The 13,394-nt window shown below is 57.6% G+C and carries 12 protein-coding genes; 9 read left to right on the forward strand and 3 right to left on the reverse strand.

Annotation, left to right across the window (positions count from 1 at the left end):
• The first annotated feature begins 45 nt into the window (after positions 1 to 45).
• A complete protein-coding gene (locus tag AC2D8O_RS05035; RefSeq protein ID WP_484677703.1) occupies positions 46 to 1,419 on the forward strand; it encodes a cystathionine beta-synthase in 1,374 nt (457 codons plus the stop codon).
• Between the two features lie 56 nt (positions 1,420 to 1,475).
• Here AC2D8O_RS05035 and AC2D8O_RS05040 read toward each other — a convergent pair whose 3' ends face one another.
• From AC2D8O_RS05040 to lipB, 3 genes are all read right to left on the reverse strand, one after another.
• Positions 1,476 to 2,099, reverse strand: a complete 624-nt coding sequence (locus tag AC2D8O_RS05040; protein ID WP_484677704.1) for a DJ-1/PfpI family protein — start codon at positions 2,097 to 2,099, stop codon at positions 1,476 to 1,478.
• An 11-nt stretch (positions 2,100 to 2,110) separates the two neighbouring features.
• The gene (locus tag AC2D8O_RS05045; protein WP_484677705.1) at positions 2,111 to 2,497 is read right to left on the reverse strand and encodes a RidA family protein; all 387 of its coding nucleotides are present in this window, start codon (positions 2,495 to 2,497) and stop codon (positions 2,111 to 2,113) included.
• Positions 2,498 to 2,563: 66 nt separating this feature from the next.
• The gene (gene lipB / locus AC2D8O_RS05050; protein ID WP_484677706.1) at positions 2,564 to 3,283 is read right to left on the reverse strand and encodes a lipoyl(octanoyl) transferase LipB; all 720 of its coding nucleotides are present in this window, start codon (positions 3,281 to 3,283) and stop codon (positions 2,564 to 2,566) included.
• Positions 3,284 to 3,434: 151 nt separating this feature from the next.
• Between lipB and AC2D8O_RS05055 the strand changes: the two genes are divergently transcribed.
• The 8 genes from AC2D8O_RS05055 (at position 3,435) to AC2D8O_RS05090 (ending at position 13,392) form a co-directional block, all read left to right on the forward strand.
• Entirely contained in the window at positions 3,435 to 6,194 is a 2,760-nt protein-coding gene (locus AC2D8O_RS05055) for a M16 family metallopeptidase (RefSeq protein ID WP_484677707.1), read from the forward strand.
• 156 nt (positions 6,195 to 6,350) lie between these two features.
• Entirely contained in the window at positions 6,351 to 7,619 is a 1,269-nt protein-coding gene (locus AC2D8O_RS05060; protein WP_484677708.1) for a Kelch repeat-containing protein, read from the forward strand.
• 151 nt (positions 7,620 to 7,770) lie between these two features.
• Positions 7,771 to 9,042, forward strand: coding sequence for a WD40 repeat domain-containing protein (locus tag AC2D8O_RS05065; protein WP_484677709.1), 1,272 nt, complete (start codon positions 7,771 to 7,773; stop codon positions 9,040 to 9,042).
• A gap of 148 nt (positions 9,043 to 9,190) precedes the next feature.
• Positions 9,191 to 10,459, forward strand: coding sequence for a WD40 repeat domain-containing protein (locus tag AC2D8O_RS05070; RefSeq protein ID WP_484677710.1), 1,269 nt, complete (start codon positions 9,191 to 9,193; stop codon positions 10,457 to 10,459).
• An 83-nt stretch (positions 10,460 to 10,542) separates the two neighbouring features.
• A complete protein-coding gene (locus tag AC2D8O_RS05075; protein ID WP_484677711.1) occupies positions 10,543 to 11,175 on the forward strand; it encodes an alpha/beta hydrolase in 633 nt (210 codons plus the stop codon).
• Between the two features lie 81 nt (positions 11,176 to 11,256).
• The gene (locus tag AC2D8O_RS05080; RefSeq protein WP_484677712.1) at positions 11,257 to 11,925 is read left to right on the forward strand and encodes a DUF4178 domain-containing protein; all 669 of its coding nucleotides are present in this window, start codon (positions 11,257 to 11,259) and stop codon (positions 11,923 to 11,925) included.
• Positions 11,909 to 13,240 (forward strand): DUF4178 domain-containing protein, encoded by a 1,332-nt coding sequence (locus tag AC2D8O_RS05085; protein ID WP_484677713.1) that lies wholly within the window; start codon positions 11,909 to 11,911, stop codon positions 13,238 to 13,240. Before AC2D8O_RS05080 ends, AC2D8O_RS05085 begins: the two co-directional genes overlap by 17 nt.
• Complete coding sequence (locus AC2D8O_RS05090) at positions 13,240 to 13,392, forward strand: hypothetical protein (RefSeq protein ID WP_484677714.1); 153 nt, start codon at positions 13,240 to 13,242, stop codon at positions 13,390 to 13,392. The genes AC2D8O_RS05085 and AC2D8O_RS05090 overlap by 1 nt, the downstream gene beginning before the upstream one ends.
• Positions 13,393 to 13,394 lie beyond the last annotated feature (2 nt).

The following is a 13,394-nucleotide window of genomic DNA, read 5'->3' on the forward strand; positions in this document are numbered from 1 at the left end:
CGGAGCATCTTGGGCTGCAATGGGGTTTCCCTATCTTTGCAGCGCATGTGGTACAACAACATCATTGAACTGGTGGGCAACACGCCCCTGGTGAAGCTGAACCAGGTGGCCAGCCACCTGAAGGGCACTGTGCTGGCCAAAGTGGAGTATTTTAACCCCGGTAACAGCATCAAGGACCGTATTGCCATCAAGATGGTGGAAGATGCCGAGCGCAGTGGCCTGCTCAAGCCCGGTGGCACCATCATCGAAGGCACAAGCGGCAACACGGGCATGGGCCTGGCGCTGGTAGCGGCCGTGAAGGGCTACCGGTGCATTTTCACCATGCCCGACAAGCAGAGCAAGGAGAAGATGGATATCCTGCGGGCGGTGGGTGCCGAAGTGGTGGTGACGCCCACCAACGTGGCCCCTGAAGACCCACAGAGCTATTACAGCGTGGCACGCCGCCTCAGCCAGGAGATTCCGAACAGCTTCTATCCAAATCAGTACGACAACCTCTCGAATAACGAAGCGCACTATCTGGCGACAGGGCCTGAAATCTGGGAACAGACCGAAGGTAAGATTACGCACTTCGTAGCAGGTATGGGGACCTGCGGCACCATTACCGGTACGGCCCGCTACCTGAAGGAGAAGAATCCGAATATCAAGGTAATCGGTATCGATACCTATGGCTCGCTGTTCCAGAAGCTGCACGAGACAGGCCAGGTAGATTACAACGAAGTATATCCCTACCTGACCGAAGGCATTGGCGAGGATATTCTGCCGGCCAACATGGACATGTCGGTGATTGACAAGATCATCAAGGTGCACGACAAGGATGCCGCCCTGATGGCCCGCAAGTTGTCTCGCCTGGAAGGCCTTTTCGTGGGCTGGAGCTGCGGCTCGGCTGCTCACGGTGCACTGGATTATGCCCAAACCTTTGGCCTGGGCCCCAACGACGTGATGGTAGTGATACTGCCCGACCACGGCACCCGCTACTTGGGCAAGATTTACAACGATGCCTGGATGCGCGACCGCAATTTCCTGGAGGACGGCACCCAGCTGACGGCCGAGGAGATACTGCGCCGCAAGCAAGGCGGCGCACTGGAAGCCGTGAAGCCCGAGCACACGCTGGCCGAGGTGATTCAGGTGATGCGCCGACTGAACGTAAGCCAAATGCCCGTGCTGGAGAATGGCAACGTGGTAGGCGCCGTCACAGAAGGCCGTGTACTCAGCGCGCTCATCGACGACCCCGCCCTGAAGGATAAGCCAGTGCGTATTGCCATGAGCGACCCCTTCCCCTTTGTGCTGCCTACCACCCGCATCGACATCATCAGCAAGATGATTACCCGCGAAAATCCGGCAGTGATGGTACAGTGGGAAAAGGGCCTGGACATCATCACGAAGCAGGACCTGATTTCAGTGCTCTCAGGCGCCATGTAAGCCCAGGCACTGCCAAGCAAAAGGCCCGCTGAAAAGCGGGCCTTTTTTGTTTTGGGCTACCTGGATGGAGAGACCGTGGGGTCGTGAAACGGGATGGGGGCAGGGGGCTGCACAAACTCCATGTACTGCTGAACCTGCCAACGGGGAATCTCGCCTAGCAGTCGCTCTAGTAAGTGCAAGGCCGCCACAATACCTGCCGAGATACCGGCTGCCGTAATGATTCTGCCATTGTCAACGAAGAATACATTTCGGCGCAGCTGAACTTCGGGGAAGGACTGCGCGAACTCGCCCCAGCACTCATGGTGGGTAGTGGCCGACAGGCCCTTGAGCAGACCCGCATGGCCTAGAATGAACGCCCCGGTACAGACAGACAACAGTACCTCCACTTTGGGCGCCTGCACCTGCACCCACTCCAGCACCGTGGGGTGTTGCATCATCTGCTGGCGACCGTTTCCGCCAGGAATGACGAGTATGTCAAGGTTGGGGTGAGTGTCGAGGGTATAGTCGGGCTGAACCTGCAGGCCCCCAATGGCGCGGATGGGGCTGGCGTCGAGGCCGATGGTAAATACGTTGAACTCACGGCGGCCGAGGGCATCGGCGCTGCACCCGAAGACCTCGAAGGGGCCGGCGAAGTCCAGAACCTCCACTTCATGGAAGAGGAAGACACCTACGTTGCGCATGGGGCGGGGGCTTAATCGGTGATGACGGCGTCGGCCTCTACTTCCACCAGCATGTCGGGGTCAATGAGCTTGGCTATTTCCACCATGGTGGTGGCGGGGCGGATGTCGGCAAAGACCTCGGCATGCGCGCGGCCGTATTCCTCCCAGCGCGAGATGTCGGTCACGAAGATGCGCGTGCGTACCACATGCTGTGGGCCTGCGCCAGCCTGCTTCAGGGCGTCGAGGATGATTTCGAGGGCGCGTTTGGTTTGTGCATAAGCGTCGCCTACGTGTACCACTTTGCCATCACGGACGGAGGTGGTGCCAGTCACGAACACCATGTTGCCCACCTTAACGGCCCTGCTGTAGCCTACACGTGCCTCCCAAGGGGCACCGGAAGAAATGTTCTGTCGCTGCATGGGGCCAAAGTAATCAGGATTGGCGGGCCATCAAGCAGCGGATGTCTTAAGAAGCGTTAGGGGCGGTCAGGAAATTTGCGACACAGCGAGGGTGGCCTCGAACTGCACCAGCAGGTGTCGCAGCAGCTTGTCCTGCACTTCTTTCATGGGCACTTCGCGGCCCAGCTCCTGTTGCAGGGAAGTAACGCCCTTGTCTTCGTCAGCGATGCCACAGGGAACGATGCGGCCAAAGAAGCCGAGGTCGGTGTTGACGTTGAGCGCCAGGCCGTGCATGGTAACCCAGCGGGAGCACTTGATGCCCATTGCGCAGATTTTGCGCGGATTGGGGGTGTCTTCGCCCAGCCACACACCGGTCAGGCCCTTGATGCGGCCGGCGGTGAGGCCGTATTCGGCCAGCGTGAGGATGACGGCTTCTTCCAACGCCCGTAGGTAGCGGTTGAGGTCGGTGAAGAAGTTCTCGAGGTCAAAAATCGGGTAAGCTACCAACTGGCCGGGGCCGTGAAAGGTGATGTCGCCACCACGCTCAATGTGGTAATAGGTAGCGCCCATATCGGCCAGTTCTTCCTCAGTGGCCAGCAGGTGCTCTGCCTTGCCCGACTTGCCCAGCGTGTAGACGGGAGGGTGCTGCACGAAGTAGAGCACGTTGTCGGTAGGAAGGGGCGCATCGGGGCGCTCGCGGTTGGCGAGCTTGCGGTCTACCATACGCTGGAGCTGTTCTTTCTGGAGGTCCCAGATTTCGGCATAGGGCCGGAAGCCGAGGTCTACTACCTGAATGGAGCGGTTCATCGGGGATATAACTGACGGGGACGGGGGTTTCGTCTATGTAGTGGACTGTTTGGTCGATTTCTGGAGCGAAAGGCGTGGCGGTTGCGTAGCTTAAGCAGCCAAAGGGCCGCGTGCGCGTCCTTTCTCTACACTCTATCCCAAACACAGTACCATGCGCATTCTTACCCGACTGGGCCGGTCGTTGCTGCTGGGGGGCGCTCTGCTGACAGCAGGGGCTCCACTGATGGCACAACAGGCTCTGGACGTCGACAAGATCGACATTCCCTACAAGAAGTTTGTATTGCCCAACGGCCTGACCCTCATTGTACACGAAGACCACCAGACGCCCATCGTAGGGGTGAACCTGTGGTACCACGTGGGGTCGAAGAACGAGCGGCGCGGTAAAACCGGCTTCGCACACCTGTTCGAGCACCTGATGTTCAACGGCAGCGAGCACTATCCGTACTCGTTCCGCGAGGCGATGGACAACCTGGGTGCCAACAACCGCAACGGCACCACCAACACCGACCGCACCAATTTCTTCCAGACCGTACCGACCTCGGGGCTGGAACGCACGCTGTACCTGGAAGCCGACCGCATGGGCTGGCTGCTGGCGCGCGTGAACGAGCAGGTGCTGGAACAGGAACGCGGTGTGGTGAAAAACGAAAAGCGCCAGGGCGAAAACCAGCCTTATGCACTGGCGTTCGACCGCATGGTAAAGGCCATGTATCCTTACCACCACCCATACTCCTGGACGACCATCGGCGAGATGGAAGACCTGAACGCGGCGTCGCTGGCCGACGTGCGAGAGTGGTTCCAGACGTACTACGGCCCGGCCAACTGTGTGCTGTCGCTGGCTGGTGACATTACCCCGGAGAAAGCCTACGAGATGGTGATGAAGTACTTCGGCGCCATCCCCAGCGGCCCACCGCTGACGCGCTTCACACAGTGGATACCGACGCTGGACACCGACATCCGAGAGCAGATGTATGACCGTGTGCCTCAGGCGCGCATCAGCAAGGCGTATCACATTCCCGGATGGGGCACACGCGAACTGGCGCTGCTGAATCTGGCTGCCTCGGCGCTTTCGGGCAGCAAGACCGCACGGCTGGACCGCCGGCTCGTGTATGAAAAGCAGCTGTGTACGGCGGTTAGTGTTGGTACGTGGGAACGCGAAATTGCCAGCACCTTCATTCTCTCGGCCACTGCCAAGCCTGGCGTGAACCTGGCCGATGTAGAGCGGGAAATGGATGCCGTGGTAGCTGAGTTCCTGACGCAGGGGCCCACGGAAGATGAGCTGGCGACAGCCCGAACCCAGATTTTTGCTGAGTTTCTGCGCGGTATGGAGACGCTGGGTGGTTTTGGCGGCCGGTCGGATGTGCTGGCCGAAAGCCAGACCTATGGCGGCACGCCGGATGCCTATAAAACAATCCTGAAAATGTACGCTTCGGCCACAGCGGCTGAGGTGAAGGCGGCAGCCAACAGCTGGCTTACCCGCCGGAATTATACGATAGAGATTCTGCCCTTCCCGGCCTACAAGACTGGCCCCGATGTGGCCGACCGCACGCAGGTGCCGGTGTTGGGCGAGGCGCCGGCACTGAAGTTCCCGGCTGTGCAGAAGGGCCAGCTGAAGAACGGCCTGAAGGTGCAGCTGGTTGAGCGCAAGGGCGCGCCCATTGTGCTGGCAAGCCTGATGGTGGACGCTGGCTATGCCGCCGACCCGCAGACTGCCCCTGGTACGGTAGCTTTTACGCTGGACATGCTGGACGAAGGCACCGCCACCCGCACGGCGTTCCAGATTACCGAACAGGCCGAGCGGCTGGGTGCGCAACTGGGTACCGGCAACTCGCTGGACCAGTCGTTTGTGCGGCTGAATGCACTGAAGGCCAATTTGGCGCCCTCGCTGGAGCTGATGGCCGACCTGGTGCTGAACCCAGCTTTCCGGAGTGAAGATGTGGAACTTGCCCGCAAGCGTCGTCTGGCAGGCATAGCACAGGAAAAGGCGCAGCCCAACGGTGCTGCCTTGCGTGCCATGCCGCGGCTGCTCTATGGGGCCGACCACCCCTACAGCCGCCCCTTCACGGGCAGTGGCACCGAAGCCGCCGTGCAGGCGCTGAAGCGCGAAGACCTCGTGAAGTGGCACCAGACATGGTTCACGCCGGGCAACGCCACACTGGTAGTCTCGGGCGATATTTCACTGGCCGAACTGATGCCGTTGCTTGAAAAGTATCTGGGCAGCTGGAAGGGCGGCAAAGCTCCTGCCAAGGCAGTGAGCAAGGCCCCCGCTACGGCCAAGCCGGGTATTTACCTGATAGACAAGCCCGGTGCCGTACAGAGCTACATCGTGGCAGGCATCCTGACCCCATCGGCAAACCAGCCGGAAGACCTGGCGATGGAGACCGTGATGCGTCAGTTTGGGGGTATGGCTACTGCCCGCCTCAACCTGAACCTGCGCATGGACAAGCACTGGAGCTATGGCTACAATGCCCAGTGGATGATGGCCCGCGGCATGCGCCCGCTGATGAGCCTGGGCGGTGTGCAGACAGACAAGACCAAAGAGTCAATGGTGGAGATTCTGCGCGAGTGGCGGAACATTGCAGGTGAGAAGCCCATTCAGGGCGAGGAGTTTGCAAACATCCTGCGTGGCCAGACGCTGCGCCTGCCCGGCAGTTATGAAACCATCACGGCGCTGAACAGTGCAGTGGGCAATATGGTGGCATATGGCTACAGCGAAGCCTACTATGCCAATTACGCCGCCAATGTTCAGAAGCTGACCGAAGCCAGCCTGGCTGCGGCTGCCAAGAAGTATATCGACCCCAGCCGGATTGTGTGGGTGGTGGTAGGCGACCGCGCCAAGATTGAAGCGGGCCTGCGTGAACTCAACTATGGCCCGGTAGTGCTGTTGGATGCCGATGGCAACGAAGTGAAGTAATCTTAAGCGCCAACGCTTCAAACAAACTGGCAGCGCCTTTCCCTAGCGGAGGGGCGCTGTTGGTTTCTGGAAGAGTGCAAACGAATGCTAATGACATTTATTTACCTGTGTAAATAGGAAATGGAGGGTGGATCTTGCGCCGAAGATCACCGAACCATGAAATTGACTTTGAAATGGCGCTTGCCGGCACTGCTGGCCATATGTATTGGCTTTGCTGCATGTGTGAATGAGAAGACCCCTGAGCCAGCAGATGAATCGCTTGTTGCGGGCTGCAATGCTGTCAGCCGCACTGGCGACGCGACGTTCTCGCGGATAGATTCTGACACCATCCAGAATCTGAGGCTGATTAGCGTAACCGGATTGGTGGCGCTTTCGGGTAATGGCCAACTGGCAGCCATGGCCGAGCCAGGGTATGACACCACAGGGCGCATTCATATTTACAAGCGCATGAATGGCGACTGGCAGTTGATAACCTATCTGATTGGCACAGGCGGGAAAGCTACCAACAACGGCGGAGTAGTTGGTGTGGCACAGGGGCTCAATGGCCTTGCCATTTCCGGAGATGGCCGAACAGTGGCTTTTGGTACCGTGCAGAATGACAATTTCAAAGGCGCCATATGGATATTTGAGAGCAACAGCGACGGGACTGTATGGACACAGAAAGCCCTTCTGAAGCAGCCCGATTACGCGGCGTCGCGCCTGTTTGGTACCCTGAGACTGAGTGCTGATGGCAACGTGCTGTTAGCTGGGCAGATAGACAATGGGGCCGATGTGTTCGTGTATGAGCGGACTGCACTGGGCTGGCAGCATGTGAAGACCATATCGAATGCAACTGCCAACACGGCTTACCCCACCGCCATCAGCTGCGACGGCAGCGTGCTTGCAGTGGGGCTGTCGGGGGCCGATGGGTTCTGGAGTGTACAGGTGTATAAGCGTGCGGGCGCAAACTGGGCAACCGTAGGGGCGCCATTACAGCCAGCCAACAGTACCCGCTATAACCTCTTCGGTTTTTCTGGTTCCATGTCGGCAGATGGCAAGCGGTTGGCCATAGGAGCTTTCAGAGAAGATGTTGGCGGCAATACCGATGTCGGTGCCGCGTGGGTGTACGAGTTCAATGGCACTGCTTACACCCAGATGGGCAATATGCTGAGACAGCGCAATACTTACCCACGCGAACTGGGCCGGACGGTGGAGATGAGCGCGGATGGGAACGTAATAGCACTGGGTGGCCCCAACTTTTCGGGGCAAATCGGGATTTTTCAAGAGCAGGCAGGAGAATGGACAGAACGGGAAACCTTGGGAGGCGCAGACTCCTGGGATTACCTGGGGTCGAGTATCGGTCTGTCAAAGGATGGGGAATATATAGTTGCGGTAGCCAATGCGGGCTCCCAACGTCAGGCCCTGCTGTATTTCAGGCGAAACTGACCTGCTCCTGAAGCATCACTCGCCAGACGCCTCTCCCACCCGGAGGGGCGCTGTTGTTTTCGGACGACTTTATGCGCCAATGCAAGAAGGTCGGTTCTGTACAAGGCTTGGGGGGATGGGGTTGGGCAATTTGCCGCAAAGATTCTGAACCATGAAACTGACAATGAAATGGGGCCTGCTGACCCTGCTGGCCGTGAGCGCTGGCATTGCGGCTTGTTCCAATAAAGGAGAAGAACAGCCTGCACCGGATGACAAGGAGCAGCCTATTGTAGCTTCCTGCAATGCCACAACCGCCAGTGGCGAACTGAGCTACACCAAGGTGGATTCGAGCGCGGTGACTGGGGTTACGTTTGGAAGCGGAAGCGCTTTCGTATCGGTCATCTCGGGCGATGGGCAGATACTGGCGATTGCAGAACCATATTATGATACCACAGGCCGCATTCACCTGTACAAGCGGGTGGACAAGAAATGGCAGTTTGTGTCACACCTGATTGGTACCGGAGGCAAAGCTGGGTTGAACGGAACTGAATGGGACATTTTACAGGGGTCTTCACTAGCGGTTTCAATGGACGGCAGTACGATTGCTTTTGGCGGTTGGCAGAATGACAACTTCGCCGGTGCAGTATGGATTTTCGAGAGCAATGCAGATAAGTCGGCCTGGACACAGAAGGCGCTGATCAAGTCGCCGGGTGTCAGGTTCTTTGACAAGATTGCTCTCAGTGACGACGGCAAACACCTGCTTGCCTCCGGAAGCGATCGGGGTACGAAGGCTTTTGTGTTCTCGAAAAGTGCCAACTGGGGACAGACCTACTTCTTCAACTTTGACGGTGCAGAGTATGTGCGCGCGTCGGCCATCAGCTGCGATGGTACGTTTGCTGCTATTCAGGTAATAATGGCGGCGTCGCCCAATGAACATAAAGTGCATGTGTACCGGAAAACAGGAGATGCCTGGACTTCAGTGGCCTCGGGCTTGATGCCCGCGGATGCTTCAAGTCGTAGTTTCTTCGGTTACTCGGGCAGTTTTTCAGGAGATGGCCAGCGGCTGTTGTTAGGAGCCTTTGCCCAAAGTGGAAGTGGAGATAGGGAAGGCGCAGCTTGGGTATATCAGTTCAACGGTACTACGTTTACCCAACTTGGGGGAAGGATGACGGACACTAAATATCAATTCTCAGAGATGGGCCGTGTTGTTCAGCTTTCTAAAGATGGCAAAGTGGCAATTGTGTGTGGCCCAAGCAGTAGCAGAGGGTCTGTTGCCGTTTATCAGGAGCGGGGCGGTCAGTGGTATGAAGAAGAATCGCTGAGTGGCAATAGCAACACTTCCGATTATGTAGGATTGGGGGCGATGACGGTGGAGGGGAGCCGCCTGTTTATTCTGAAAACAAAGGATGGCTCAATCTCCAGCTACACCTACAAGCGCAACTAAGTGCCGCAACACTCGGTTGGCAGACGCCTCTCCCACCCGGAGGGGCGCTGTTGTTTTCGGACGACTTTATGCGCCAGTGCAAGAAGGTCGGTTCTGTACAAGGCTTGGGGGGATGGGGTTGGGCAATTTGCCGCAAAGATTCTGAACCATGAAACTGACAATGAAATGGGGCCTCCTGACCCTGCTGGCCGTGAGCGCTGGCATTGCGGCTTGTTCAAGTGAGGATGCGCCCGCACCGGGCGAGAAGGAGCCGATAGCCGAATGTAAGGTGACCAGCCGCACAGGTGCGGTGGCTTACAGCCGCATTGACGCCGATACTTTTTCCAGCCTTGCACTGGGAAGTGTTACCGGAAAGATAGCCCTGTCAGGCGACGGCCAGCTGATGGCAATAGCCGAAGCCTATTACGATACAACTGGTCGAATTCATCTGTACAAGCGGGTTGGAGGCGCGTGGCAACTGGTGACCTATCTGGTTGGTACGGGCGGCAAAGCAACCCAGAATAGCACGGCCTGGGATGTTGCACAGGGGAGCAGCCTGGCCATGTCGGCCGACGGCCGGACCATTGCATTTGGCGGCTGGCAGCACGACAACTTTAAAGGTGCCATCTGGGTGTTCGAAAGTAACAGCGACCGAAGTGTGTGGACACAGAAAGCCATGCTGAAACACCCCAACTACGCCGCTTCCAAGTATTTTGGTTCGCTGAAACTGAGTAGCGACGGTTCGGTGCTGCTGGCCGTACAGGACGAAAAGAGCCCAGATGCTTTTGTGTACGAACGCACCACGACTGGCTGGCAACATGTACAGACACTGTCTAACCCTGGGGTAGATTACGTTTACGCGACAGCTATCAACTGCAACGGAAATTTTCTGGCCGTCGGACTGGAAACCCCGGATGGCTTCCCGAGCGTGCAGGTATACAAGCGGGACAACGGCACGTGGATAAAGGCAGGCGCCCCTGTAAAACCTTCAGGCGGATCACAATACAACTCGTTTGGGTATGCTGGAGCAATGTCGGCCGATGGTAAGCGTTTGCTGGTGGGTGCTTACCGCGAAGACGTTGCCGGAAACAATAATGCCGGTGCCGGATGGGTGTTTGAATACAATGGCACTGCTTACGCCCAGATGGGTACCATGCTGAGCCGTGAAAACCCCTATGGGGGGCAGGAAATAGGCCGCGCGGTCAGTATGAGTGCAGATGGCAAGATTGTCATGCTTGGTGGGTCCAATATATACGGGGTTCTTGCACCATTTAAGGAAAATGGAGGAGTCTGGACCGAGCAGACGGAGCTTTACTCGAACGATAACTGGGATTACTTCGGTTCGAGTATCGGGGTATCGGCTGACTGCGAATACATAATTGCCGAAACCGACGCTGATTACGGCAAACATGCGCTGCTGTACTTCAAGCGCAACTAAACGGCCTACTATTGCTTTCATAGCCAGACGCCTCTCCCACCCGGAGGGGCGCTGGAGTTTGGGGGGAGTGTGTACCTTTCGGCATGGCTACGTTTCTACTGCCGGGGCTGGGTGCCGACAAGCGTATTTTTCAGAACATAGAGGTGCCGGGCGGTGCACTGTATGCGGGTTTCCTGCCTGTGCGGGGCAATGAACGGCTGGAAGATTATGCACAGCGCATGGCCCAGCACTACGGCTTTCAGGATGGCGATTCGCTGATTGGCCTGTCGCTTGGCGGCATCCTCACAGCCGAGCTGGCCCGCCACCTGAAGCTGAAGCACGCCATACTGATTTCCAGCATACCGGGCCGCGACCAACTGCCGCCGTGGCTGCGCGGGGCGCCCACCGTGCTGACAGGTATTCTGACGCCGCCTACGGTGCGTGCAGGCTATAACGTGCTGTTCCGTCTGCGCGACTACACGCCCCAGCGGCAGGCGCTGCTGCTGGATATGCTGGCGAAGTCAGACCCGAACTTCATCCAGTGGGCGAGCCGCTCGGTACTGAAGTGGACGGCCAAAGGCAAACCTACAGGTGTGGTGCAGATACACGGCGACGCCGATATGTTGTTCCCGTTACGCTTTGTGCAGGCCGACTACGTGATACCTGGGGGCACCCATCTGATGATACTCGACCGCGCCGAAGCCGTAAACAAAGCGCTGGCCAGTGCACTGGCCTGACGCAGCCCGTGCAACCCTGCGCTAAAGGGTGTGTCACTAGAAGGCTTAGGCCAATTGCTACAATAAGTTAACTTGCATTCAATGGACACCACCTGCCCCTCCTGCGGAGCGCCGCTGAAGTTTCGTGCCTCGCACACGGTGTCGCAGGTATGCACCTTCTGCAAGTCGCTCGTGGTGCGGCGCGATGTAAACCTGGAGGCGTTGGGTAAAGTGGCCGATGTTCCACAGGACATGAGCCCCCTGCAACTGGGAAGCCAGGGCAAAAACCTGAAGGGCAAGTCCTTTGAAGTAGTGGGGCGCCTGAAGCGCGGCTGGAGCGAAGGATACTGGAATGAATGGTATGTGTTGTATGCCAATGGAGACGCTGGCTGGCTGGCTGAAGCCCAAGGCTATTGGATGCTGTTTGAGCAGGTGGAGCTGAAGCATCCCTTTCCACGCCGCGACCAACTGAGCCTGTTCATGCGCATAGAGATGGACCGCATAGCCCCGGATGTTGACTACAGCGGCGGCAGTACGTTTCAGGTGGTGGATATCAAACGGGCCAAAGTGCTGGCCATGGAAGGCGAGCTGCCCCGTTTTGTGGAACAGGGTGCCCAGAGCTATTGTGTAGACCTGAACGCAGCCGAAGGCGGCACCGCGACTTTTGAATACCCCGATAATGGACAACCCATGCTGTTTTTGGGTCGCTACCTCACTGCCGAGCAACTGAACTTTACCTATCTGCGCGAACTGGATGGCTGGAAGCTCTGATACCCCCAAAGTAGCAGGGCCTGTTACGCTGGCCTGCCCCAACTGTGGTGCTCCTGTGCCGCACAAGGCTGTTGGCGCTACCGTCACGCTGACGTGCTCCAGCTGCCTGAGCCTTATTGACACCTCCAACGAGGCACTGCGGATATTGCAGAAGGCCAATCAGAAAGTGGGGAAGGGGCCTAGCATACCCTTGTATACCCGGCTGAAGTTGAGAGACGTGGAATGGGAGGTAATTGGCTTCATTTCACGGGTAGAGCCCAACTGGAATGTGTACTGGCGCGAGTATCTGCTGTATAACCCGCTGGCGGGCTTCCGTTGGCTGGTGGAGAGCGATGGCCATTGGAATTTTGTAACGCCGCAGACGAACTCACTGGTAGACGTCAGCAAGAACGAGCCGAAGTATAACGGCGAGCGGTTCAAGGTATATAACCGGGGCAAGGCCAAAGTAGCGTTTGTGCTTGGGGAATTTTACTGGCGCGTCATGACGGGCGACACAGTAGAGACGGCCGACTTCATTCGCCCGCCGCAGATGTTGAGCTACGAGTGGAATGCGGAGGAGCTGTCGGTGGGCTTGGCAGACTATGTGCCTCAGGCCGAACTGGAAACCGCGCTGGGCAACCCCGACATAAAGTTGCCCTCGGCACAAGGCGTAGCGCCTAACCAGCCATCGGCTACGGCTCCGCTGGTGCGCCTGTCGATGTGGGTGACCATTCTCTGTACATTTCTGCTGATGGGCGGCTGCATTGTTTTTGCGCCAGGGCATGCCCCCGATGAGAAACAGATTGAGTATCTGTATACACTCACGCCTCAGGATACCGCACGAACTTTCACGGTAGGGCCATTCAAGTATGAGAGTGGGACCGAGAACCTGGAAGTCATCACCACGGCGGGGCTGAACAATAACTGGGTAAGCATCCAATATACCCTCGCAAATCTGACCACTGGCGAAGTTTCGTACTTCACGCGCGACCTGGAATACTACAGCGGCACGTGGAGTGAAGGCGGGGAATCGGGCACCTGGAGCGAAGGCGAGAACCGCGACGAATCTGTTTTCGACAATATGAGCGACGGAGAGTATGTGCTAACCGCCGAGTTGGAAGGGCAAGGCATGGAGCCCGGTAAGGTAGACCCTTCGGCTGCGCCCATTGACGTTCGTGTATACATCTCGCGCAATACGCCTGTATTCGGCCCGGTATTTCTGGCACTGATGGCACTATGGACAGTGCATCTTATCGTCTGGTTTATACACAAAAGCTTCGAAGTACGACGCTGGTCCAACAGTGACTATTCACCCTACAGTTCTTCCGACGAATAATGAAAGCAAGTACCCGTATCCTGTATCTGGTGACAGTGCTGCTGCTTTCGGGCTGGGCGCTGTACAATACTGCCAAGGGGCGTTCGCCCTTCAACAGCAGCCGCGAGACCGAGAAGGTAGCCCGTGGCGCGCGCGCTCTTTATCACAAATAATT

The organism is Pontibacter sp. T17, from assembly GCF_057219875.1.